General features: G+C 69.7%; 20 protein-coding genes and 1 pseudogene. 14 read left to right on the top strand and 7 right to left on the bottom strand.

Features of this window, described 5'->3' with window-relative positions:
* Window positions 1-118: 118 nt before the first annotated feature.
* From ACWEOI_RS08655 to ACWEOI_RS08640, 4 genes are all read left to right on the top strand, one after another.
* The gene (locus tag ACWEOI_RS08655; RefSeq protein ID WP_452359282.1) at window positions 119-4069 is read left to right on the top strand and encodes a BTAD domain-containing putative transcriptional regulator; all 3951 of its coding nucleotides are present in this window, start codon (window positions 119-121) and stop codon (window positions 4067-4069) included.
* 38 nt (window positions 4070-4107) lie between these two features.
* Window positions 4108-4752 carry a CHAP domain-containing protein gene (locus ACWEOI_RS08650; protein WP_452359281.1) on the top strand — a complete coding sequence of 215 codons (645 nt, stop codon included), beginning with the start codon at window positions 4108-4110 and terminating at the stop codon, window positions 4750-4752.
* A gap of 155 nt (window positions 4753-4907) precedes the next feature.
* Window positions 4908-6140 carry a hypothetical protein gene (locus ACWEOI_RS08645; RefSeq protein WP_452359280.1) on the top strand — a complete coding sequence of 411 codons (1233 nt, stop codon included), beginning with the start codon at window positions 4908-4910 and terminating at the stop codon, window positions 6138-6140.
* Window positions 6141-6425: 285 nt separating this feature from the next.
* Window positions 6426-7151, top strand: a complete 726-nt coding sequence (locus ACWEOI_RS08640) for a DUF1906 domain-containing protein (RefSeq protein WP_452359279.1) — start codon at window positions 6426-6428, stop codon at window positions 7149-7151.
* Between the two features lie 70 nt (window positions 7152-7221).
* On the opposite strand, the gene ACWEOI_RS08635 is transcribed toward ACWEOI_RS08640, so the two are convergent.
* Both ACWEOI_RS08635 and ACWEOI_RS08630 read right to left on the bottom strand, forming a co-directional pair.
* Window positions 7222-7587: a hypothetical protein gene (locus tag ACWEOI_RS08635; RefSeq protein ID WP_433668066.1), complete on the bottom strand. Its 366-nt coding sequence runs from the start codon at window positions 7585-7587 to the stop codon at window positions 7222-7224.
* A gap of 107 nt (window positions 7588-7694) precedes the next feature.
* Entirely contained in the window at window positions 7695-8480 is a 786-nt protein-coding gene (locus tag ACWEOI_RS08630) for an Rv1157c family protein (protein WP_357091504.1), read from the bottom strand.
* A 270-nt stretch (window positions 8481-8750) separates the two neighbouring features.
* Here ACWEOI_RS08630 and ACWEOI_RS08625 point away from each other — a divergent pair, with 270 nt between their 5' ends.
* The gene (locus ACWEOI_RS08625; RefSeq protein ID WP_452359278.1) at window positions 8751-9959 is read left to right on the top strand and encodes a mannosyltransferase; all 1209 of its coding nucleotides are present in this window, start codon (window positions 8751-8753) and stop codon (window positions 9957-9959) included.
* 145 nt (window positions 9960-10104) lie between these two features.
* Complete coding sequence (locus ACWEOI_RS08620) at window positions 10105-11325, top strand: mannosyltransferase (protein ID WP_379273398.1); 1221 nt, start codon at window positions 10105-10107, stop codon at window positions 11323-11325.
* Here the strand turns inward: ACWEOI_RS08620 and ACWEOI_RS08615 are convergent.
* Window positions 11267-11560 (bottom strand): 4a-hydroxytetrahydrobiopterin dehydratase, encoded by a 294-nt coding sequence (locus ACWEOI_RS08615; RefSeq protein WP_379273396.1) that lies wholly within the window; start codon window positions 11558-11560, stop codon window positions 11267-11269. The genes ACWEOI_RS08620 and ACWEOI_RS08615 overlap by 59 nt on opposite strands.
* A gap of 21 nt (window positions 11561-11581) precedes the next feature.
* Window positions 11582-11758 carry a hypothetical protein gene (locus ACWEOI_RS08610; RefSeq protein WP_357091493.1) on the bottom strand — a complete coding sequence of 59 codons (177 nt, stop codon included), beginning with the start codon at window positions 11756-11758 and terminating at the stop codon, window positions 11582-11584.
* Window positions 11759-11927: 169 nt separating this feature from the next.
* Between ACWEOI_RS08610 and typA the strand changes: the two genes are divergently transcribed.
* The 6 genes from typA (at window position 11928) to ACWEOI_RS08580 (ending at window position 18720) form a co-directional block, all read left to right on the top strand.
* Window positions 11928-13826: a translational GTPase TypA gene (typA, locus tag ACWEOI_RS08605; protein WP_379273392.1), complete on the top strand. Its 1899-nt coding sequence runs from the start codon at window positions 11928-11930 to the stop codon at window positions 13824-13826.
* 193 nt (window positions 13827-14019) lie between these two features.
* On the top strand, window positions 14020-15780 hold the full coding sequence (locus tag ACWEOI_RS08600; RefSeq protein WP_433673470.1) for an ABC transporter substrate-binding protein: 1761 nt from the start codon (window positions 14020-14022) through the stop codon (window positions 15778-15780).
* Window positions 15777-16667 (top strand): N-acetyl-1-D-myo-inositol-2-amino-2-deoxy-alpha-D-glucopyranoside deacetylase, encoded by an 891-nt coding sequence (mshB, locus tag ACWEOI_RS08595; protein ID WP_433668061.1) that lies wholly within the window; start codon window positions 15777-15779, stop codon window positions 16665-16667. Before ACWEOI_RS08600 ends, mshB begins: the two co-directional genes overlap by 4 nt.
* A 12-nt stretch (window positions 16668-16679) precedes the next feature.
* Window positions 16680-16838, top strand: a complete 159-nt coding sequence (locus ACWEOI_RS08590) for a hypothetical protein (protein WP_167333469.1) — start codon at window positions 16680-16682, stop codon at window positions 16836-16838.
* Entirely contained in the window at window positions 16835-17332 is a 498-nt protein-coding gene (locus tag ACWEOI_RS08585; RefSeq protein ID WP_433668060.1) for a hypothetical protein, read from the top strand. Before ACWEOI_RS08590 ends, ACWEOI_RS08585 begins: the two co-directional genes overlap by 4 nt.
* Before the next feature lie 83 nt (window positions 17333-17415).
* The gene (locus ACWEOI_RS08580; RefSeq protein ID WP_452359277.1) at window positions 17416-18720 is read left to right on the top strand and encodes an FAD-binding oxidoreductase; all 1305 of its coding nucleotides are present in this window, start codon (window positions 17416-17418) and stop codon (window positions 18718-18720) included.
* A gap of 6 nt (window positions 18721-18726) precedes the next feature.
* Here the strand turns inward: ACWEOI_RS08580 and ACWEOI_RS08575 are convergent, their stop codons facing one another.
* The 3 genes from ACWEOI_RS08575 to ACWEOI_RS08565 all read right to left on the bottom strand — a co-directional run bounded on the left by ACWEOI_RS08575 (window position 18727) and on the right by ACWEOI_RS08565 (window position 22469).
* Window positions 18727-20259 carry a PH domain-containing protein gene (locus tag ACWEOI_RS08575; RefSeq protein WP_452359571.1) on the bottom strand — a complete coding sequence of 511 codons (1533 nt, stop codon included), beginning with the start codon at window positions 20257-20259 and terminating at the stop codon, window positions 18727-18729.
* Window positions 20260-20372: 113 nt separating this feature from the next.
* On the bottom strand, window positions 20373-20879 hold the full coding sequence (locus ACWEOI_RS08570; RefSeq protein WP_433668056.1) for a PH domain-containing protein: 507 nt from the start codon (window positions 20877-20879) through the stop codon (window positions 20373-20375).
* A gap of 96 nt (window positions 20880-20975) precedes the next feature.
* Window positions 20976-22469: a hypothetical protein gene (locus ACWEOI_RS08565; protein WP_433668054.1), complete on the bottom strand. Its 1494-nt coding sequence runs from the start codon at window positions 22467-22469 to the stop codon at window positions 20976-20978.
* Window positions 22470-22643: 174 nt separating this feature from the next.
* On the opposite strand from ACWEOI_RS08565, the pseudogene cofG reads away from it, so the two are divergent.
* A pseudogene (gene cofG / locus ACWEOI_RS08560) lies at window positions 22644-23963 on the top strand (7,8-didemethyl-8-hydroxy-5-deazariboflavin synthase CofG); the annotation flags it as partial.
* A 139-nt stretch (window positions 23964-24102) separates the two neighbouring features.
* Window positions 24103-24426, top strand: a complete 324-nt coding sequence (gene fdxA / locus ACWEOI_RS08555) for a ferredoxin (protein WP_040812194.1) — start codon at window positions 24103-24105, stop codon at window positions 24424-24426.
* Window positions 24427-24431: the final 5 nt, after the last annotated feature.

The following is a 24431-nucleotide window of genomic DNA, read 5'->3' as shown; positions in this document are numbered from 1 at the left end:
TGACTTCGTATCGAGTTAAGCCGGATCACAAGACTGGGTACTGTCGCAGAATTTCTGCCATATTGAGAGGATCCTGTTTGGTTTTATTCGAAGTGGGTACGGGGGTCGGACACCGGCTATGGCGCTGATACGGATCGGGGTGCTGGGCCCGCTGCACATCAGCATCGATGGCCAGCGCGTGCCTCCGGGCGCGCCCATGCAGTGCGCGGTACTGGGCCGGCTGGTCGCCGCCGGCGGCCGCGTGGTGCCCACCGAACGGCTTATCGACGACCTCTGGCACGGCGACCCGCCCGCCAAAGCCGTTGCCGCGCTCCAGGTGTACATCCACAACCTGCGCCGCGTCTTCGAACCCGACCGGCCGCGTCGCGCCCACTCGCGCGTCATCGTCTCCGAATCCCACGGCTACGCGCTCAACCTGGAACCCAACCAGGTCGACTCCTGGCTCTTCGAACAACTGCTGCACGGCCACGAGGCCGCCATGCGCGATCCCGCCGGACGACCCGAACCCCTCGAACAGGTGCGGGTGCTCGACTCCGCGCTCGCCTGCTGGCACGGCGGCGCCTTCGAATCGTTCCCCGGCATGACCTGGGCGACCCAGGAGACCGCGCGGCTGCAGGCGCTCAAGATGACCGCGGCCGAACTGCGCGCCCAGGCGGCGCTCGAGATGAACCGGCCCGCCGAGGTAGTGCTGGCGCTGCGGCCCGTCCTCGAGGAGCATCCCGGCCGGGAGGAGACCGCCCGGCTGCTGGCCCTCGCCCAATACCGACTGGGACAGTCGCTGGACGCGCTCGCCACCGTGCGCCGCAGCCGCGAATTCCTCACCCTCGAATTCGGGGTCGACCCCGGACCCGCGCTGCGCGACCTGGAAACCGCCATCCTCACCCACTCGGTGGACGCCGAGACCACACCGCCCGTCGTGGTGGTCCGGCCCGCCGAAACCGAACCCCTGCCCGCCCCGGAACCTCTGCCGGACAGTGGATATGCCACCCAGCGCGACGCCGTGCTGGTCGCCGCCGAAGCCGCCGCCGAAGGACACGTGCGACTGGTCTGGCTGTCCGGCGAGGCCGGGGCCGGGAAGACCACCCTCGCCACCGCCATCACGACGCACCTGAGCGAACGCGGCTGGACCACCGTCTTCGGCCGCTGCCCCGAGGTCGACTCCGCGCCGCCCGCCTGGTCCTGGGCCGAGGTGCTCACCGGACTCGACGCCGCCGACCCCGAAACCTTCACCGCCGCCGACGCTTTCACCCTCGCGCGCCGCGTGGTCCGGTCCTGCCGGGAACGATCCGCCGGGACTCCCGTCGCCATCGTGCTCGAGGACGTGCACGGCGCGGATACCGCCACCCTGCAGGTATTGCGGCAGGTGGTGAACTGGTTGCGCGACAGCCCGATACTCATCGTCGCCACGCTGCGCGGCACCGAGGCCGGACCCGGCGTCCGCGACACCGCCGCCGCCCTGGCCCTGTTCACCGCCGACCGCATCGAACTCGACGGACTCGACATGGCCGGGACCCGCCGGGCCGCGGCCGCCGCCGGACTCACCGCCCTCGACGACCGCACCGTCGAACTGCTGCGCCGCCGCACCGGCGGCAACCCGCTGTTCGTCCGCGAACTCGCCAAACTCGTTGCCACCCAGGGGCTTACCGACGCGCTGCCGGACAGCGTGCGCGACCTGCTCGGGCGCCGGATCGCCCAGCTGCCGCCGGACGTGGTGGACCTGCTGCGGCACCTGTCGGTATGGGGCGACAGCGATATCGCCACCCTCGCGGGCTCCACCCGGCAGTCCCACGATGCCGTCATCGACCTCGTCGCCGCCGGCGAAACGGCGCGGCTGCTGCGCACCGACCGCGCCGGGCGCGTCACCTTCGACCACGCGCTCGTCCGCGAAACCGTCTACTACGACCTGCCCGCGCTCCGCCGCACCCGAATGCACTGGGCCGCTTTCGAGTACCTGCGCCACGACCCCGACGCCGCGACCCGCGACCCGCTGAGCTCGGAACACGACGCCGATGCCGGAAGGTCGTCGACCCGTCCCCCGACCGACGGCGCGGGCTTCCCCCTCGAGGCGGACCGGGCGCTGTCCGCACTGCGCGGCGCCGACGAAGTGGTCGCGGCCCTCCTCGGAATGCCGCGGTACGCCAACGGATCTCGCATCGATCGTACGTTGTCGGCCCTGCGTGGTGCGGACGAGGTCGCCTCGGCCACCCCCAACGCCCCAGGTCCACGCGCACCGAGACCCGATCCGTCGGCGCTCTCGGCCGCGTCGCTGCGGATGGCGGGATTGTTCCAGGCCGGAATCAGGCACGCCGCCGGCGATGCCGGCGCGGCCTTCGCGCACGGAACCGCCGCCCCCGCGAATGGATCGCCCGGCACCAGCGGAACACCCGGCGCGGCGAACAATTCGGCAATGGCAGCTCTGAGTTCATCGGCGGTGGGCGGGTTCGCGGCCGAGTTCCCCTTTGCCGGAGCGTATTCCGACACGGATGAGCCAGCGGTTCCGCGCGGGCGGGATATCGATGAGTTGGCGCATCACGCGGCGCTCGGGGCCGATGGGGAGACCGCGACAGTGGCATTGCCCTATGTGCGGGCGGCGGCGCGGCGGTGTGTGGAACGGCGGATGCGGGCCGATGCCGTACGGCGGTGGCGGTCGGTGCTGGCGTTGCACGATCTGGCGGGGCACACCGGGGAGGGTGCGGCGCAGCGGGATCGGCTGGCGGTGCTCGAGGCGCGGTGCGAGCTGGTGGTGGCGCTGGCCTACGACGGGCAGCACATCGCGGCGCGGGCGGCGCGGGCGCAGGCGCTGGATCTCGCCCAATCGGTCGGGGGGACAGCGGTTCTCGCGCACGCGGTCACCTGCTGGCCGACGCCGCTGATCTGGTCGGTGCACGACTGGCACACACCGGATCCGGGGCTGCGGGGGCCGTTGCGGGCCGCGTCGGCCGATCCGGTGCAGCCGGTGCGGACGCGAATCATGTTGCAGGTCACCGCTGTTTTCGATCGCGCGGTCGAGGATCCGGCCGCCGCCTGCGTACTGGCGGCCACCGCGATGGCGCTGGCCGAACCGCTCGACGACCCGGATCTGCTGTGCACGGTGCTCAACGCGCAGGCGTTCGCGGCCTTCGCGGCGGGCGGCTTCCTGCGCGCCCACGACCTGCGGCGCTACGCCACCCACCTGCTGCGCATCTCCGCCGAGGCCGAACTCACCGAATTCCGCGCGCTCGCCCACTATCTGCTGTTCCGCGCCACCCTCGCCGACGCCGACCTGGTGGCCGCCGCCGAACACGCCGCCCAGGCGGGGGCCTACGCCACCGACGGGCAGCTGCGGCACCTGCTCGACGCCATCGCGCCCTTCGGCATGGTGCTGGAGTTGTTGCGCGGCAACACCGATGAGGTGCTGCGCCTGCTCGCCGAGGGCAGCGCGGGCATCGACGACCTGGTGGCGCACTCGCTGGAGGGCGCCGCCGAACCGACCCGCGACACCAACGCGCTGCACGTCGGCATCGCCGTATCCATCGGCTGGCTGCGCGGCGACATGTCGGAGTACCTGAACGACCTGCGCGAACGCACCGCGCTCAAACCCGAACTGTTCGTGCACGGCTACGCGCTGGCGCTGGTGAACGCGGGCCGCCCCGAGGAGGCCCGCCGCACCCTCGCCGCCGCGCCGCCCCTCGCCCCGCAGTTCTGGTCCACCTTCACCGCGGTGAAGGCCCGCCTGGCCATCGCCCTCGACGAACCGGCCGACGCGCGCGACATCTACACGCAGCTGCTGCCGTACGCGGGCACCGTCTGCGGGCTGGAATCGGGAGCCTCGGCCATGGGGCCCATGGACTTCGTGCTCGCCGAACTCGCCGCCTACCTCGGCGACCACACGCGCGCCGCCGGGCACCGGTCCGCCGGGACGGAACTCCAGACCCGGCTGCGCACCCAGTTGGGCGAACTCGCGCCCGCGGGCCTGGGCCTGATGCGGGCCGGGCGGCTCGGCGCGGTCGGCCACGGCCGCCTCGAACCGGCCGCCGAATCGGCCGCACGGGTGGGCGAGGGAACTTCCAACCGGTGTGAGACGTCCTAACCTTCGAGGCCGATCACCGGCCGAAGGGGGAGGGCGACATGACGAAGTGGGTGCGCGGCCGCCGGACGCTGGTGGCCGTCCTGGTGCTGGCGGTGGTCGGCGGCCTCGCGGCCGGGGGAGTGGCCGGGGTGCGCTGGTGGCAGCACGGACACCCCGGGACGAATCCGTTCACCGGTCCGCGCAACCTGGCCGGCGGCCTGGTGCACGATTTTCCGGCCATCGATTCCACCGGGCTGACCGACGCGCAGAACCGCGTCGTGGATGTGCTGCGGCAACAATTCGAGGAACAGAGCGGACGCGATAAATACTCGGAGGGTATTGCCGAACCGTGGTGCGCCGACTTCGTGAGCTGGGTGATGCGTGCCGCCGGGCAACCGTTGCACAATCCGAATTCCGGATCCTGGCGCATACCGGGCGTTTACACGTTGGAGGAGTACTACCGGGGTCAGCGCCGTTTCGAGGAGGCGAACGCAGGTTTTCTACCGCGTGTCGGAGACGTTGTCCTGTACTCCGATTCCAGTGTGTTCCATCAGCACACGAATATTGTGATCGCGGTGGATTCGGATACGATCACCACGGTGGGTGGCAATGAAGCCGGAGAATCCGGTGGCGTCGCCATCCATGAATTCCGCCCATCCGGCACAACGGGGCTGGTCGGTTTCGGGCGATTGGGAACACGCTGATTCCACATTCTGGAAACACGCGGGGCGGGGTGTACAACCGAGCGCATCTTCCGCCTACGATGGTTTCGGCGGCGCCCGGCAGCGTCGCCGATTGATCCCTGTCCTGCTGCCCCCTCATCGGCAGGACAGGGGTCCCCGCCCGAAGAAAGAGCTGGATGACGTTGCCCGACGCACCGACCTGGATCGATTACGCCGAATTCGGCGAACGTTTCGTGGCGGCGGCGGTGACGGAATCCCGGATCGAATCCGCGGTCTCCAGCGTGGCCGGTCAGGGCATCACCATCGGGCCCTTCGGAATCGGGCCCGCCGGACTGGCCCGCTTCGTGGCCAAGGGCAGCATCGGCAAGCCCACCATCATCCGGCGCGCCCCCCACGTGCACTTCGACGTCATGCTCCCGGTCACTCTCCGGGTCGACGTCACCCTCGGCGGGCAGCGGCTGCGGCTGGAGGCGGTCGTGGAGATCGACCTCACCATGCACGCGCGCACCGCCGACCCGCTGCTCATCGTCATCGACATCCCCCCGGTCACCGGCCGCGACGTGAGCTTCGTCATGCGCGCGCAGGCCATCGGCACCGCCTGGGAAGTCCTGCTCAACCCGATCGCGCAGCTGGTGCAGCGCGAGGTCGCCAACCGGATCAATGTGATCCTGGCCGACCCGGACTCCCAGCGCGGCCGCACCTTCGACGTGCAGGCCATCCTGGACGGCACTCGCTCGCCCTACAAGGGCCGCCCCACCCACGAATGGATCGGCTACGACGAGTTCGGGCACCGGTTCTTCGACCTGATCGTCACCGCGGACCGGGTCCGGCAGGTGGTGGAGTCGATGGCCGGCAAACCCATCGAGGTCGGGCCGCTGCGCACCGGCCCCGGCAACAAGGCCGAGGTCTGGGTGCAGGGCAGCGTGCGATTGCCCAAGGTGGCCGCCGCCGCACCGGTCACCCCGACGGCCCCGCCCGCGCCGCGGATCGCCGAATTGCCCAGGGCCGCCGCCGAATCCGCCGCGGCCGCGCAGGGCGCCGAAGCCGCTGCCGCCGAAGTCCACGATCCCGCGCTGGTGCGCTTCGACCTCACCATTCCGGTCAGCCTGGACATCAGCGTGGACGTGCTGAAGACCAATCGCTACCGGGCCGAGGTGAACGTGCCCGTGGCCCTCACCGCGCGCGCCGCCGAACCGTTGCTGATCGTCATCGACGCCGCCCCGCCCCGGGCCCGCGACATCGATCTGGAGATGATCGCGGAGGGCTGGCGGGCCGCCGCCCTGGGCAAGCTCGCGGGCATGCGCAAGCAGATCGCCGCGCAGGTGGCGACGGTCGTGCGGAGCGAGGTCGCGGATGTCTCGCGCCGGACCATCGACGTGGGCGCGCAGCTGAACAAGACCCGCGTCTGACGGTCTCGGCAGCCACGAAAATTCATAGCTATTTGTTCGCTGTCGGCCGGTCGTTGCCTGGTTTTCCATTGATGTGACATATGGTGCCGATGTGCTCGATGAGTCTGGCGATTCCAATGTGAATATGGTGAAATGAGGGCACGTTCAGGGGCTCCCGGCGCACGGATGATCTTGTTGTCATCGGGGAAGGTGCGCCGGGTACGCCGCAGGTGGACCGAATAGGTCCAGAGCCAGACTCCTCCAGCACTCGATCGGAATGTTCGACCAGTGCGCGAAGGAGCCGTGATGAGTTCTGCCCCTGTCAACCGACGGAATTTCCTCTCCGGGGCAACGGCCCTGGCCGCCGGGATCACCGCTGGAATGGCCCTCCCACCCGCCACCGCCGCCGCCAAGGAATCCCTCGGCACCCTGCTCGACTACGCGGGCGGCGTCCCCACAGCCGAATCCATCAGCGACGACGGCCATATGGGCGTCATCCGCTATGTCTCCGACCGGCGGCCCGGCGCGGAATGGATGGAAGGCAAACCGCTGCTCGCCCGCGAGGTCGACGCGTTGCGCGCCGCGGGCCTGGCGGTGGTGTCCTGCTACCAGTTCGGCAAGGGCCCGACCGCCGACTGGCGCGGCGGCTACCCGGCCGGGTTGAAGCACGCCGCACGGGGATTGGTGCTGCACAAGGCGGCGGGCGGCCCGGACAGCGCGCCCATCTACGCCTCCATCGACGACAACCCCAGTGACGAGGAGTTCGAGTCGATGATCGAGCCCTACCTGCGCGGATGGGAAACCGTCATCGGGCGCGGGCGGACCGGCGTGTACGCCAACTCGCCGACCATCGACAACATTCGCGACGTCGGGCTGGGTTCGTTCTTCTGGCAGCACAATTGGGGCACCCCGAAGGGCTACGTCCACCCCGCCGCCACCCTGCACCAGTTCGAGATCGACAAGCGCGAGGTGGGCGGCATCTCGGTGGACGTGAACTCCGTACTGGCTCCCCAGTACGGCCAGTGGTGGTGATCGCCGACTCGCGGCGCTCTCGTGTCCCGCTACCTGCGGTAGCGGGACACGAACGTGAACAGGCCCGAGATCAGGTCTGGCAGTGGCAGGTGGGGTCCTGCGCCAGATCGGGCTCCTCCGCGACTACCCGGAGCATCAGGTGGGGATCGTTGTGTTCCTCGTCGGCGCCGTTGGCGAAGGTCTGCCCATTGCCGTTCCAGGAGAACAGTGAGAAGCGGGACAGGCCGGAGAAGGCGGATCCCAGGCTGCCGAAGGAAGCCGAGGAGATGAGAGAGCCGAACGAGCCCACCGACCCGATCGACAGCACCGAGCCCACGCTGCCGATGGACAGGATCGAATAGGCCGAGCCGATCGACAGGATCGATCCCTCCGAACGAATCGAGAGGATCGATCGGCGCGAATGCAGTCCCCGTAGCGGGTTGGAAACAGCGGCCATACTTAGCGGTCTACCACAGGAATCCGCTCCTGCAAACGATTTCGCCCCCGCCGCTCCCGGGCTTTCGCTCGGGAGGGACGGGGGCGAATTCTCGGCGTGCGCCGAGACTAGACCGTGAAGAAGCCGATGGTCGGCAGGAAGGAGCAGGTGATCGGCTGCGCCTCCGGGTCGGACTGGGTGGTCAGCGAACCCGAGACGATGGCGACCACGCGACCGGCGCCGGTGTTGGCGATGGCCGACAGAGTGGCCGGGCCGTCCGGGTTGATCTTGGCGTCGTCGGTCAGGTTCATGGTGCCGGTGGCGCGGGTGTCCAGGTTCAGCCACTGCACCGTCATCGGGGTGGGCTGCGGGTCGGTGGGCCGCTTGGTGCCCAGCGCGGTGAACACGAAACCGGCCTGGCCCTGCGCGGGTCCCGGCGGGGGCAGCTGCGCGGGACCGGCGACGGCCAGCGCGGTGCCCACCGAGTCGGCGGACGAGGAGATGCAGCCCTTGCCGATGGTCGGCCACAGGAACTGCGAGATGACCGGGCCGTCCTCCGGAATGTCCGGGCCGCCACCGCCACTGCCGTCGAGGAACTTGATGACCGCGAGCAGCGTGGTCTTCACCTGCGGCGGCAGGTTGCTGTTCTCCAGCAGCTGCTTGGCCTGGGCGAGGATGGTGTTCTTGGGGCCGGCATCGGCGATATCGGCGGGCCCGGCGGCCGCGCCCACGATGGCGGGGATCAGCGAGGCCAGGGCGTCGACCGGAACCCCTTCGGGGATCATCGGAATCGACACCGCGCTCAGGGGCGCGGGCGCGGGCTTCGCCTCTGCCGCAGTCGGCACGGCGACGGTGGCGCAGGCCGCCAGGGCCAGCGCGGAGACTGTGAACCGCGTTCCTCGGGTGCGAAGCACTGGTGTAGCCGTCCTTACCTCGGGTACAACTAGCGGCGATGGAGCCCCATCGCTCCGCGCCACTCTAGGGACCGGGCTGCCGTGTTGTACAGCCAGCGTGTGATCTTGGCGAACTTGATCAGCTGACGCTATCGAACGAGCGACCAGAATGCGTGTTACTGATGGGGCCAGTGATGCAAATGTTACGCAGAGTGTCCGATGCGCGGCGCAATTCGGGATACGACTAGGCTGACCGCGGCCGTAGACCGCCTGAGCTGAAAGACGTGCCGCGTGAAACGACACTTCCACATGGCCGCCGCGGCACTGGGTATTTCGGTGCTGGCCCGCCTGCTGTGGGTGCTCCTGTTGCCCAATGGCATGAACTTCGTGGACCTTCATGTCTACGTCGACGGCTCGGCGAATCTGGGCAGTGGCCATCTGTACGAGTACACCGATGCCAGTAAGACGCCCGACTTTCCGCTGCCTTTCACCTATCCGCCGTTCGCGGCGCTGGTGTTCTACCCCCTGCATTTCCTCCCTTTCGGCGTGGTCGCCATCGGGTGGCTGCTGGCCACGGTGGCGGCGCTGTTCGGCGTGGTGTGGTTCGCGCTGGAGATGATCCTGGGCTCCGAGGCCATGCGCGAACAGCGTTGGCGCACAGCCGCTGTCGCGTGGACGGCGGTCGGGATGTGGCTCGAGCCGGTGCGCACGACCTTCGACTACGGCCAGGTCAATGTGTTCCTGGTGCTGCTGGCCATGCTCGCGGTGCGCAGCTCGCGGTGGTGGGTGTCGGGCACGCTGGTCGGTGTGGCGGCGGGCATCAAGCTGACCCCCGCGGTCACGGGGCTGTACTTCGCGGCCCGCAAGCGCTGGTTCACCGCGTTGTGGTCGGCGGTGGTCTTCTTCGGCACCATCGGCCTGACCTATCTGCTGACGCCGGGGGAGACCAACAAGTACTTCCGGGAGCTGCTCGGCGACGCCAAGCGGATCGGCCCGGTGGGCTCGTCGACCAATCAGTCGCTGCGCGGTGCGCTCAGCCGTCTGCTCGGCCACGACGTGGTGTCGGGTCCGGTGTGGATCGCCGCGGCGCTGGTGACCGCGGTCCTGGCGTTCTTGGCTTGGCGCGCACTGCGTTCCGACGATCGACTGGGCACGCTGATCATCGTGCAGCTGTTCGGGCTGATGGTGTCGCCGATCTCGTGGTCGCACCACTGGATCTGGCTGGTGCCGGTGATCCTGTGGCTGATCTACGGTCCGCTGCGCGACGCCCCCGGGGCGCGGGCGCTCGCGGGGTACTGGCTCGCGGTGACCTTGATCGGCGTGCCGTGGGTGCTCGGGTTCTTCCAGGATTCGATCTGGACCATCTCGCGGCCGGGCATCCTGTCCTGGCTCGGCGCGGTGGATGTGATCGGTGTGCTGGCGCTGTTCGCCTGGATCATCTGGGCCGGTCGCCTCGAGAGTCGTAGCCGGACAGACGCTGAAGTGAAAGTCGCGGTGTGAAATTCGCAATAGGCGGGTCCCGGTGCCCACGTTTCTTGGGTGCGCGAGATATTCATTACTACGGCTACGCTTATCCGCGCGCCGTCAGGCGAGATCGCCAGCCGTGACCTCCGGTCGGTGACCAATCCGACCCGAAAGTCCGTCTGTGAATCGACGTTTCCAGCTGGCTGCCGTCGCCCTCGGCATCTCGGTGCTGGCTCGTGTGGCCTGGGCGCTGTTCTGGCCCAGCAACCTGATCCTCGTGGACCTGCACGTCTATGTCGAAGGCGCCGCGAATCTCTTCGGCGGGAACCTCTACGAATGGACCGATTCCAGTCGGTCACCACAATTTCCGCTGCCGTTCACGTATCCGCCGTTCGCGGCGCTGCTGTTGTATCCGTTGCATTTCCTGCCCTTCGACGTGGTCGCCGTGGGCTGGTTGCTGGCCACCGTCGGGGCGCTGTTCGGCATCATCTGGATCGCCCTGGAGATGATCCTCGGTCCGGAGGCCATGCAGGAACAGCGTTGGCGCACCTCCGCGGTGGCGTGGACCGCGGGCGGCATGTGGCTGGAACCGGTGCGGTCCACCCTCGACTACGGCCAGGTCAACGTGTTCCTGGTGTTCATGGCGATGGCCGCGGCGCGCAGCACCCGGTGGTGGCTGGCGGGCGCGTGGGTCGGCCTGGGCGCGGGCATCAAGCTGACCCCGGCGGTGACCGGGCTGTACTTCGTGGCCCGCAAGCAGTGGCTCGCGATCGCCGCCTCGGTGGGCGCGTTCGTCGGAACCATCGGGCTGACCTACCTGCTCACGCCCAACGAGACCAAGAAGTACTTCGGTGAGCTGGTCGGCGACCCGCACCGCATCGGGCCGGTCGGTTCGGTGGTCAACCAGTCGCTGCGCGGCGCGCTCAGCCGCCTGGCCGGGCACGATATCGGCGGCGGGCTGCTGTGGAAGACGGCGGTGCTGGCCACGGCCGTGCTGGCCTTCTTCGCTTGGCGCGCACTACGTTCCGACGATCGGCTGGGCACGCTGCTGATCGTGCAGCTGTTCGGCATGATGGCCGCGCCGATCTCCTGGTCGCACCACTGGATCTGCCTGGTCCCGCTGGTGCTGTGGCTGCGCTTCGGCCCGCTGCGCGACGCGCCGGGCGCGGGCCTGATGCGCGCGTTCTGGCTGTTCAACACGATTGTCGGCATCCCGTGGCTGCTGGGCACGGTGCAGACGAACATGTGGGAGATCTCCCGGCCCTGGTACCTGGCCTGGGCGGGTACGGCCAATGCGGCCGGGGTGCTGGTGCTGTTCGGTTGGATGATCGCGGTGAAGCGGCTCAGCCCTGCTCCCGCAGTCGATCGATCTCCCGTGCGAGAGCCATATCCAGTGGCGTGAGTCCGCCGGCGGAGTGGGTCGAGAGCGTGAAGGTGACCCGCCGCCAGCGGATATCGATGTCGGGATGGTGGTCGGCGGCCTCGGCCGCGGCCGCTACCCGGCGGACCAGCTCGATTCCGGCCAGGAACGAGTCGGCCTGCACGGTGCGGCTGATGCTGTCGCCCGTCCGGGTCCATTCGGGCAGGTCGGTCAGTGCCTTGGCGATCTCGTCGTCGGAGAGCAACACAGGACTCATAAGTCCTGGTCTACTCCGATTTCAGGCGGCGCGTGCGGCTTTGAGGCACTTCTTGAGTTCCTTGCCGCAGCAGCCGGCGGCCTCTGCCTTCTTCATCTTCATGATGACCACAGGGCATTTCATGCACCGCGTTTTCTTGCGGCAGCATTTCTTCTTAGGCTTGAGACGCGAGACGTCCTTTGCCTTGACCTTGCCCATGTTGGTTAGCTTAACCTAACCTCTGGCCGTTGAACAGGTGACCCACGTCGCCCGGTAATGTGTAGCTCGCCGCATGCCCGGTGGAGTTCGCCATGTCTCGTCGTAGGCAGCCCCACGCATGAGAACCCATCCGGGTCGGCTACAGACTTTTCACCAGGAGGAATCAAACGTGTCGTCTGTCGAGTTCCGCAACGTCGCCATCGTGGCGCACGTCGACCACGGCAAGACAACACTGGTCGACGCCATGCTCCGGCAATCCGGTGCGTTCGCCGAACGCGCCGAACTCGTCGACCGGGTGATGGACTCCGGTGACCTCGAGCGCGAGAAGGGCATCACCATTCTCGCCAAGAACACCGCTGTTCACCGGCATAATGCCGACGGATCGGTCACCGTCATCAATGTCATCGACACCCCCGGCCACGCCGACTTCGGTGGTGAGGTCGAGCGCGGCCTGTCGATGGTGGACGGCGTCGTGCTGCTCGTCGACGCGTCCGAGGGTCCGCTGCCGCAGACCCGCTTCGTGCTGCGCAAGGCCCTCGCCGCCTCGCTGCCCGTGATCCTGGTGGTCAACAAGACCGACCGCCCGGACGCCCGCATCGAAGAGGTCGTCGAGGAATCCCACGACCTGCTGCTGGACCTGGCCTCCGACCTCGACGACGAGGCCTCGGAAGCCGCCGAGCTGGCCCTCGACCTGCCGGTGCTCTACGCCTCCGGCCGCGCGGGCGTCGCCTCCACCAGCCGCCCCGAGAACGGCCAGGTGCCGGACGCGGAGAACCTCGACGAGCTGTTCGAGGTCCTCATGAAGTACGTGCCGGCCCCGAAGGGCGACGCGACCAAGCCGCTGCAGGCCCACGTCACCAACCTCGACGCCTCCCCGTTCCTGGGCCGAATCGGCCTGGTGCGCATCTACAACGGCACCCTGAAGAAGGGCCAGAACGTGGCCTGGATGCACGGTGACGGCGTCAAGACCGTGAAGATCACCGAGCTGCTCAAGACCGTCGGCGTCGACCGCCAGCCGGGCGAAGAGGGCGTGGCCGGTGACATCGTCGCCATCGCGGGCATCCCGGACATCATGATCGGCGACACCCTCGCCGACGTCGAGAACCCGGTCGCGCTGCCGAAGATCACCGTCGACGAGCCCGCGATCTCGGTCACCATCGGAACCAACACCTCGCCGCTGGTCGGCCGGGTGTCGGGCCACAAGCTGACCGCCCGCATGGTGAAGTCGCGCCTGGACCAGGAACTGGTCGGCAACGTGTCGCTGCGTGTGCTCGACATCGGCCGCCCGGACGCCTGGGAGGTCCAGGGCCGTGGTGAGCTCGCGCTCGCCATCCTGGTCGAGCAGATGCGCCGCGAGGGCTTCGAGCTCACCGTCGGCAAGCCGCAGGTGGTCACCAAGCAGGTCGACGGCAAGACCCACGAGCCGTTCGAAGAGCTGACCATCGACTGCCCCGACGAGTACCTGGGCGCCGTCACCCAGCTGCTGGCCGCCCGCAAGGGCAAGATGGTCCAGATGAGCAACCACTCCGCCGGGTGGGTGCGCATGGAATTCATCGTGCCGTCGCGCGGCCTGATCGGTTTCCGCACCGACTTCCTCACCGAGACCCGCGGCACCGGTATCGCGAACGCGGTCTTCGACGGCTACGCGCCGTGGGCCGGCGAGATCCGCGCCCGCCACACCGGTTCGCTGGTCTCCGACCGCAACGGCTCGGTCACCCCGTTCGCCATGATCCAGCTGGCCGACCGCGGTCAGTTCTTCGTGGAGCCGGGCGCGGACACCTACGAGGGCCACGTGGTCGGCATCAACCCGCGCTCGGAGGATCTCGACGTCAACGTCACCCGCGAGAAGAAGCTGACCAATATGCGGTCCGCCACGGCCGACGTGTTCGAGACGCTGGCCAAGCCGCTGCAGCTGGACCTCGAGGGTGCGATGGAGTTCTGCACCGATGACGAGTGCGTCGAGGTGACGCCGGAGATCGTGCGCGTGCGCAAGGTCACCCTGAGCGCCACCGACCGGCAGCGTGAGATCTCGCGTCGCAAGGCGCGTGACCGGGCCGCCGCCCAGTAGGCAGACCAACTCTCGGGACTCTAGGGGGCTTCGCGCCCGAACCTCCAACCGCCGATCGCGGTGGATCGGCCCCGAAACCTCGACCGCCCACCCGGATTCCCCGGGTGGGCGGTTCCAGCTCTGACGGACCTTGCCCCGGCCCAGTGCCGGTAGCCGGGTGGCGTGAAGGGGATCCAGTAGAGTGCCGAACGTGATGACGGGGGCCCGGAGGCGCGCATCGGTGCGCGCGGTGCTGTTGATGGTGGCGACCCTGCTGGCGGTCGCGACCGGCTGCACCGCGAATCCGCCGCCGCCCATCGAGTCCACGGACTCTCCCAAGACGCAGCCCGCCAAGCCCGGCAAGAATTCGGTCGTGGTCGCGGTGGACGACATCGGGATCGGGTTCAATCCGCATCTGCGGTCGCAGCAGTCGCCCGCGACGGCGGCGGTGGCGTCCATGGTGTTGCCGAGCCCGTTCAAGGCCGCGCCGACGCCGGGGGTGCCGGGTGCGACCGACTGGATTCTGAATCCGGCGCTCATGGTGTCGGCGGACGTGACCTCGCAGGAGCCGTTCACGATCAGCTACCAGATCAAGAACGAGGCGTCCTGGTCCGATGGCGCTCCGATCGCGGCCGAGGACTTCAAATACCTGTGGCAGCAGATGATCACGCAGCCGGGCACGGTGGATCCGGCGGGGTATCGGCTGATCTCCGACGTCAGTTCCGCGGCGGGCGGCAAGACCGTGAACGTCACGATGACGCAGCCGTATCCGGCGTGGCGGCAGCTGTTCACGGATCTGCTGCCCCAGCATCTGGTGAAGGACAGCGGTTTCGAGCAGGGCCTGGTCGACACCATCCGGATCTCGGGCGGCCAGTTCCGGATCAAGCAGGCCGATCGTGGCCGCGAGGAGATCCTGCTGGAACGCAATGACCGGTACTGGGGTCAGCCCGCGGTGCCGGATCAGATCCTGTTGCGGCGCGGCGGAACTCCCGCGCAGGTGGCGGAGTCGCTGCGGGTCGGGGACGCGCAGATGGCGCTGGTGCACGGCGGGGTGGCGTTGCAGGCGCAGCTGGCGGCGATCCCCTCGGTGCGCACGGCCGTGATGGCGCAGTCGCGGGAGATGTCGCTGGTGCTCAACGGGCGCAGCGGGGATCTCGCCGACGTCCGGGTGCGGCGCGCGGTGCTGGCGCTGCTGGATCCGGTGCTGCTGGCCACGGTCGGTGCGCAGACCGGCAGCTGGGTGGAACCGGTTCGGGCGCAGGTGCTCTCGCCGTCGGACCCCGGGTACGCGGCCACGCAGCCGCCGCGGCTGCCGGTGGAGGAGGCGTTCGCCTTGCTCGCGGAGGCCGGGTTCGCGCGGGCCGCGGAGACGCCCGCGGCGCCGTCGGCGACCTCGCCCGCGCCGCAGCCGCGTCCGCTGGCCAAGAACGGCAAATCGCTGACGGTGCGGGTCGGCGCGGTGGACGGCGACACCACGTCGCTGGCGGTGGCCAATACCGCCGCCGACCAATTGCGCAGCGCCGGAATCGATGTCATCGTCCGCAGCGTCGCCGCGGCGACGCTGTACGGCAAGGAACTGACCGACGCCGGGATCGACGCGGTGGTCGGCTGGGAGCGCACCGGTCAGGATCCGGCCACCGTACTGGCCTCCCGGTACGGCTGTGCGCCGGTGGCCCCGCCGGGCGACAACGGCGACACCACGGTCGCGGACGGTGCGAAGAAGTCGCCGTCGAATCTGTCCGGGGTCTGCGACGCGGCGCTGCAGCCCGGTATCGACGCCGCCCTGCGCGGCCTGGATCCCGGCAAGGTGATCGCCGAGGTCGAGCCCCGGCTGTGGGAGATGTCGACCGTGCTGCCGATCGTGCAGGACACCCAGGTGGCCGCTGCGGGCCCGCGCGTGGACGGGGCCTCGCTGAGCGGCGCCATCCAGACCGGCATCTTCGCGGATGCCGCCAATTGGCGGAGGCTGCCGTGACCATCGATTCCGCGCGCCACGGCCTGCTGCTGGTGCACGCGCACCCCGACGACGAATCCATCACCACCGGCGGCACCATCGCCCACTACCGCCGCCGCGGCGTCCCGGTCACCGTGGTGACCTGCACGCTCGGTGAGGAGGGCGAGGTCATCGGCGAGGAGTACGAGCAGCTGGTGGCCGGGTCGGCCGATCAGCTGGGCGGCTACCGGATCGCCGAATTGACCAGGGCCCTGGACGCGTTGGACGCGGGCGTGCCGCACTTCCTGGGCGGCGCGGGCCGCTGGCGGGACTCCGGCATGGCCGGGACGCCGTCGGCGCGCAATCCGCGGGCTTTCGTGAATTCCGGGACCGCCGCCACCGACGCGCTGGTGCGGGTGCTGCTGGAGCTGCGCCCGCGGGTGGTGATCGGCTACGACCCACGCGGCGGGTACGGGCATCCCGATCACATTCGCGCGCACGAGATCACGATGGCGGCGGTGCACGCGGCCTCGGACTGGGGCTGGACGGTCCCGAAGGTGTACTGGACGGTCACTGACGCCGCGGTGCTGGCCATGCACACCGAGGCGTTGAAGCGCCGCACCGTGGATCAGCTGCCGGGCGCGCTGCCGCGCGGCTGGCGGCTGCCGCACGAGGGCGAATTGGCTTGTGTCCCGGCGGAATCGGTGACCACCGCGGTGGACGTGTCCGATGTGCTGACGGCGAAGCGGGCGGCGCTGCGGGCGCACGCCACCCAGGTGACGGTGGCGCCGTCGGGCCGGGAGTTCGCGCTCTCGAACGATGTCGCCCAGCCGGTGCTGCCGGAGGAGCATTACATTCTGGTGCGGGGTGAGCGCGGCCCACTCGGCCCCGACGGTCGGGAACATGATCTCTTCGGCGGGCTGGAATGAGAGACTGAGGCTATGTACAACTGGGACCTCCAGAACGCCATCGCGGCGTTCGTCGAGAGCCAGCGGCCCTACTTCGAGTGGCAGCACGAGCTGTACCTGTCGGTGCTGTACGGCTTCGTGGACATGCAGAGTCACCTGCTGACGCTGCTCGGTTTCCCGCCGGTGCCGTGACGGCCGCCTTGGGAGCCCGCGCGGGTGACGCGGTGGCGGGCCCGCGCCCGGGTCGCGTCGTGTTGAACGCGGTGATCGCCGGGCTGTTGCTGATCGACGCGGTGATCACGCTCGGCCTCGAAGTGCTGTTCCTGCCCCTCTACGCCGGGCGGGCGACCATTCCCGAGCCCACCCCCGTGCTGGCCGCGGGTTCGCTGGCCTCGAGCATGACCTCGGGCGCGATCCCGGTGCCGGTGGCCGCCCTGGTGGCCGCGGTGGTGAACGTGCTGCTGGTGATGGGCATGGGCGTAGCGACCGATCGGATCGGCGTGATGGCGCTGCCGATCCTGGTGTGGGCGTTGGGCTTCCTGATCTGCGCGGGTTTCAGCCCCAGCGGCTACGCGCTGCTCATGGGCGACTGGCCCACCATGCTGCTGCTGATCTGCGGTCTGCTGCCCGCGGGCATGTACCTCTACTACCGCGCCACCGCGCGTCTGGCGTCGGCCGGAGCCTGAGTCTCCGGGGCGCTGTCACACTTCGTCGTCCTGTCTCGTCCTTCTTGCGGAATCGCGTTCGCGAGAGAGACGAGGGGAAGACGATGGGATTCGACGAACTGCGCAACACCGTCCGGGGCCGGGTGCTGGAGGCCGGTGACGCGGACTTCGATCAGGTCGCGCGGCCGTGGAGCCTGGCGGTGACGCAGCCGGTGGCGGCGGTCGCCGAGGCCGCCGACGCCGCGGACGTGGCCGCCGTGGTGGCGTACGCGCGCGCCGCGGGTCGTCCGGTGGTGACCCAGCCGACCGGGCACGGTGCGGCGGGCGGCGTCGAGACCGCCATCCTGCTGCGCACGGGCGCGCTGGATCGCCTGGAGATCGATCCGGCGGCGCGGGTGGCGCGGGTCGGCGCGGGCCTGCAGTGGGGCCGGGTGCAGGCGGCCGCCGCCGAGCACGGGCTCACCGGTCTGGCGGGCAGCAATCCGGTGGTCGGGGTGACCGGCTACACGCTGGGCGGCGGCGCGGGCTGGTTCGGCCGCAAGTACGGGTGGGCGTCGAACGCGGTGCGCGCCTTCGAGATCGTGGACGCCGACGGCCGCCCCGCCCGGGTGACCGCCGACAGCGATCCGGACCTGTTCTGGGCGCTGTCCGGCGGCGGCGGTGATTTCGCGGTGGTGACCGGGCTCGAGTTCGAGCTGTTCCCCGCGCCCGACCTGTACGGCGGCCGGGTGATGTGGCCCGCCGAGCGTCTGCCCGAGGTGTGGGAGGCCTTCCGGGCCTTGACTTCTCACGGGCCGGACGAGCTGTCGGTGTGGTTCCAGCGCTTCCAGTTCCCGCAGTCGCCGGAGATGGTGGCCCTCGATGTCGCCTACCTCGGCGACGCCGGCACGGGCCGGGACCTGGTGTCGGCGCTGGACCGGATCGGCGGCGCGGTCTCCGATTCGCGGGCGGCCATGACGGTCGCGGAGATCGGGACCATCACCTCCGAGCCGACCGATCCCAGCCCGGCCATCGGCCGCACCGAACTGCTGCCCGAGCTGACGGCGGAGGCGGAGAAGATCCTGCTCGGCGAATCCGTTGCGCCACTGGCCAATATCCAGGTGCGCGGGCTCGGCGGCGCGTTCGCCGGACCCGCCGCGGGCGCGCGCGGTGCGCTGGCCGACGGGTACCTGGTGTATCTGCTGGGCATCGGACTGCCGCAGCTGCGGGACGCGGTGCACGCCAAGGTGGACACCCTGGTCGCGCAGCTGGATGGTCAGGTCACCGGGCGCAAGCCCTTCACGTTCCTGTCCCCGGGTGAGTCGGCGGCCGCCGCGTTCGACCCGGCGACCCTGGACCGCCTGCGGGCGGTCAAGCGAGAGCGCGACCCGCACAACGTGATTCGCGCCAACTATCCGGTCCAGGGTTGAGCCGGATCACGGCCGGGCCGGGACGCCCAGCTGTCCGGGCGTGACCGCCTCGATGAGCTCCCACGCCTGCTCCAGCGGTAGATCGATGACGTGATACCGCTTCTTGCCCGCCGCCGACGCCGCCACCACGGTGGCGACGCCCGCGCGGCGCTGGAAGAAGGTCTGGCGGACGGTCCAGCCGATGACGCCGGGCGCTTCCAGGCAGTCGCGGTCGCGGTCCAGGCAGCCGCTGCGGGTGATGAGCCAGGCGGGCTTGCCGTCCGCGGCGGGCAGGACGGCATGGCCGAGACCGCGGTACCGGTCCCACGCCAGGGCCGCCGCGAGCGGCACGGCTACGGCAAGCGCGATCCAGACCCACAGCGGAACCTGGCCTCCCGCAAGGGAAATCACCAGCAGGATCGCGGCGGCCGCGGCGAGCGGGCCCAGCGCGCGGGTGTAGCGGCGGCGGTGCGCGGCGGGGCCGTGGGGGAGCAGCGGCACGGTCACGAGCGCGGAGGCGTCCACCGCCGATACAGCGGAGATCGGTTGTGTGGCAAGCGATGCCGTGTCGGCGGTGCCGGTCCGGCCGGTGCCGAGCAGGTGGCCGAGCGTCCGGTGCACGGCGGCGCGCGGAGCCTGCGGCAGGATCTTCTGCCGCGGGCTGGTGCCGGTCATGATGGCCTCGAGCTCGGCGGCCCCGGCCAGGCGCAGCAGCAGCGGCTCGTTCACCGTCGCGCCGCGCAGGCGGGCCAGGTCGAGCGTGGTCTGACGGGTGGTGAGCAGGCCGTGCCGGATGGTGAGGGTCTTGCCGTCGTCGTGGACCAGGAGGCCGAACCAGGTCAGCAGGTAGCGGGCGCAGGCGGCCACGCTGACCACGACCACGAGCAGCACGATCAGCAGCGCGATGACGCCCGCGATGACGCCCGCGCTGCGGTGGCCGACATCCTGGACGGTGCCGGACTTCAGGAAGATCTGCGCGAAGCCGTACTGGAAGGCCAGACCCACGACCGGGGCGATGATGGCGAAGCCGGTCAGCGAGAGCGGGGCGTACCGCACCCATTCCGCCTGCCAGTGCGCGATCTCCACGGCATCGCCGGCCACGACCGGGGCGGCTGCTTCGGGCGTGATCGACTGCGGGGCAGTCGATTCCGCGCTCGCCCGGGTGTGCGCCAGCAGTGCGGTCCGCAGGTCCGGCACCAGTTTCGCGTCCAGGGAGTCCAGCTTGAACTGTTCCCGCTTGTCCGCGTGCTGCCCGGTGCCGATGGACAGCACGGCCAGTCCGAGCGCCCGGTGCAGCAGGTCGGCCTCCACGTCCACCGAGCGGACCCGGTTGCGCGGGACGGAGAGTCGTTTGCGCTGGATCAGGCCGGTGCGGAGTTCCACATTGTCGGGCGTGATGCGGTAGGTGGTGGTGAACCAGCGGGTGAGCGCGAAGGCCACGATCACGCCGACCACGGTGAGGCTCCACAGCGGGCTGTCGGCGCGGGCGCCCGCGACCAGTGTGGCGATCAGCACCGGGATGAAGCGGATGAGTTCGGTGACCGGGTGCACCAGCAGCATGCGCTTGTCGAGCCGCTGCCAGCCCGCGCCGGCCGGTTCGAGGCTCGCGGGCAGCGGTGAAAGCTGTTCTGTCGGATAGGAATCGGAGAAGGCGTCCTCGTCGGGCGGCAGGCTCACGTGGCGTCCCCGCGGTGCTGGGCGGCGATCGCGGTCAGCTGGGCGACGGTGTCCCGCGCGTCGGCCAGTGCCAGCGCGCTGATGTGCACCGCCCCCGCCGAGGAGGCGGTGGTGACGGTGACGGTGGCCAGCCCGAGCAGTCGCTCGAGCGGCCCGCGATAGGTGTCGACCGTCTGGACCCGGGTGATCGGCGCGACCCGGCTCTCCTGGGTGAACCAGCCGGTCCGGGTATAGACGGCCTCGTCGGTGATCTCCCACCGGTGCACCGCGTACCGCCACAGCGGAATCACCACGATGCTGAAAACCGCTGCCAGCAGCACGATTCCGAGCACCAGTCCCTGTAACCCGCGCCGGTGCGTGTCGAACAACGCCCAGACCCCCACCCCGAGGACCGGCACCACCCAGGACAGGGCGGCGCTCAGCGCCCACAGCAGTTTGGCGCGGGGGCTGGGCCGCCGGGCCGGGTCGGCCGGCAGGCCGCCGGGAGCGAGGGGCTGGGACATGGTGCCCATGCTTGCATGAATCGGGCCGCGGAGGCGGTTGTTGCGAGCGAGTACCGAACGCTCGGTTCTGTCGCCTCCGCCGCCGCGGCGGACCGTCTACTTGGGCGTGACTCGGTACAGCCCGGTCGTGGTGCCCTGGTACTGGATTCGGCCGGGCGCGATCGTCCCGACCATCTCGAGGGTGTCGTTGATCGTGGTCGCGCCGACGAACTGCTCGGAGTCGACCTTGCCGGTATTGGCGTCGATCACCGCGAAGCTGTAGTTGTCGGTGACGCCCGCGCTGCCGCTGCCCAGACCCGCGCTGCCGCTGCCGAGCGCGGAACTACCGCTGCCGAGCGCGCTGCTGCCGCTGCCGAGCAGCGAGTGCCGGGTGAAGGTGTAGATCTTGCCGTCCGCCACGGACAGGCGCGGCACCGCCGAGGACGGCACGGTGTTGGTCCACACCACGGTGCAGCCGGAGCCGGTGACGTCGATGCGGGTCATGCCGCCCGAGATCGGCGCGCTGGCGGGCTGGCTGGTGCCCGCGTTGGGCGGCAGCGCCGGGTACGGGTAGCCGTAGGTGCTGGCCACGAACACGCTGTTGCCGGATCCGATGGGGGAGTTCTCGGTGCCGTCGATGGCGGGCACCGAGCAGACGGGCGTGCCGGTGGCCGTGTTGTAGACGAGCAGGTTCTCCTTGGTGGCGGCGTTGTCGGTGATGGCCAGGTATTCGGTGCCGTCGCCGGGGCCGAAGAAGGTCGGGGTGGCGCCGGTGCCCCAGCTCAGCTGGCCGGGTTTGCGGGCGGGGCCGCGGTCGTAGGCCTGCCGCCAGACGATCCGCGGGTTGCCGCCGCCGTCCACGTCGAGCAGGTAGAGGGCGTGGTCGGTGGCGACGGCCATGCCCTGGGGTCCGGTGGCGATGCTGTTGGCCACGTTCTCGCCGGGCGCGAGCACGATGGAGCGCGCGCTGCCGTCGAGGTTGACGAATCCGGCGGCCGCGCCATCGGTGGCGAACCAGACCCGGCCCTGGTAGTCGGGGGAGACGGAGCTGACCGCGTCGCAGTCGCCGCCGCCGCAGTGCCCGGTGACCGCCTGTGTCACATCGGTTTTGGACGCGATGGACAGCGACCACTTGCCGTCGGAGCCGCGCTGGTGCCCGATCCGCAGCAGATTGCCGGAGCCGTCTACGGTGACCATCCGGTCCTGGTTGTCGAGGTAGGCGTAGACGCCGCCGAGCAGGCTGCCCTTGGTGAGGTCGAGCTTGGCGAGGGTGTTGCCGTTGCCCGGATCCAGCAGCAGCACCTCGGGCGCGCGATCGGTGATCTTGGTGCACAGGGCCTGCGGGAGGCCGTCCGCGCCCTGCAGGATGGTCGGGCAGGCCGCGCCCTGTTCGTGGAAGTCGGCATTCACTCCGCCGGTGCCGACGCCCGGCAGCGGGGTGGTGTCGGAGGCTTCCGAATCGCCGTGCATGGTCGCGGTGCCGACCGGTCCCAGATAGGGATTTGCCGGTGGGAGCGGCCCGAAGGCCGATGCGGTGCTGGTGGCGATGGTGAGCAGGGCGGTGGCGCCGAGGCCGGCGACGACGGCGGCACGTCGGATTTGCGCGAGCACGAAGATCTCTCCCTTTTCTGCTGGGAAGTAGTCGCCCGCGAGGCTATTGGATCGTTTCCGAGATTTGAATAGATGTACTCGAGGATGCAAGTAATTGCATCGGAATAACCTCGGCGGGCTCGCGGGTTGCCTCGTTCCATGGCACCCGAGTCGGATCAACGGGATGGATGGCGCATGATCGTGGACGTGACGGATCTACCCACCCCGAGCCTGCCCAGCGCGCCGCGGGAGCAGGTGACACCCGATGCCGAGGTCATGCGGGCCGCACTGGGACGGGCCCGGGACGGCGCGACGCTCGACCTGGATACGGCCGTCGTGCTGCTGCGGGCGCGCGGCGCGGACCTGGTCGAGCTGTGCGAGTCGGCGGCGCGGGTGCGCGACGCCGGGCTGCGGGCATCCGGGTATGCGGGCGAGACCCTGCCGATCACCTACTCGCGCAAGGTGTTCATCCCCATTACGCACCTGTGTCGCGACCGCTGCCACTACTGCACCTTCGTCACCGTGCCCGGCAAGCTGCGCGCCCAGGGCAAGGGCATGTACATGGAGCCCGAGGAGATCCTCGACGTCGCCCGCCAGGGCGCCGAACTCGGTTGCAAGGAAGCGCTTTTCACGCTCGGCGACCGTCCCGAGGACCGCTGGCCCGAGGCCCGGCAGTGGCTCGACGAACGCGGCTACGCCTCCACCCTGGACTACATCCGCGCCATGGCGATCCGGGTGCTCGAGGAGACCGGGCTGCTGCCGCACCTGAACCCCGGCGTGATGAGCCACGAGGAACTGGCGTGGCTCAAGCCGGTGTCGCCGTCCATGGGCATGATGCTGGAGACCACCTCCACCCGGCTGTTCACCGAACCCGGCCAGGCGCACTACGGTTCGCCGGACAAGGATCCGGCGGTGCGGTTGCGGGCGCTGACCGACGCCGGTCGACTCGCGGTGCCGTTCACCACCGGCATCCTGGTGGGCATCGGCGAGACCATCGTCGAGCGGGCCGAGTCCATTCTCGCGATTCACCAGCTGCACAAGGCTTTCGGGCACGTGCAGGAGGTCATCGTGCAGAACTTCCTGGCCAAGCACGACACCGCCATGCGGCACAGTCCCGACGCCGGGATGGAGGAGTTCCGCGCCGCCATCGCGGTGACCCGGCTGGTGATGGGCCCGGGGATGCGCATCCAGGCGCCGCCGAACCTGGTGTCGCTCGAGGAGTGCCGGGCGCTGCTGGGGGCGGGCATCGACGACTGGGGCGGGGTCTCGCCGCTGACCCCGGACCACGTGAATCCGGAACGTCCGTGGCCGAACCTGGACACTTTGGCGCGGATCACCGCCGACTGCGGGTACGTGCTGACCGAGCGCGTCACCGCCCACCCGGAATACGTGCTGGCCGGCGAACCCTGGATCGATCCGCGCATCGCGGGCCATGTGGCCGCGCTGGTCGATCCGGTGACCGGTCTGGCCGCCGACGTGCGGCCGAAGGGCCTGCCGTGGCAGGACTGGGACGACCTCCCGCGGCCCGGACGGGGTCCCGAGGTGACCGCGCGAAGTTAGGGCAGGCTGTGCAAGAGTAATGTTGGCTGGCCGGGATAGGGTTTCGCCGGGGGGAGGTATCCCCCTCAGGTGTGGACAGACTAGGAGAGCGGCAGTGCCGTACATCATCGCTGAACCGTGCGTTGACGTGAAGGACAAGGCGTGCATCGAGGAATGCCCCGTGGACTGCATCTACGAGGGCGGACGCATGCTGTACATCCAACCCGACGAGTGCGTGGACTGTGGTGCGTGTGAGCCGGTCTGCCCGGTGGAGGCCATCTTCTACGAAGACGACACCCCGGATCAGTGGGCCGGTTACGTGAACGCCAACGTCGACTTCTTCGACGACCTGGGTTCCCCGGGCGGCGCCACCAAGGTCGGCAAGGTCGACTACGACCCGCCGTTCATCGCCGCGCTGCCGCCGATGGCGAGCGAGTAGGACCG

Source organism: Nocardia sp. NPDC004340 (assembly GCF_053602575.1).
This window is presented reverse-complemented; position numbering and strand designations above follow the sequence as displayed.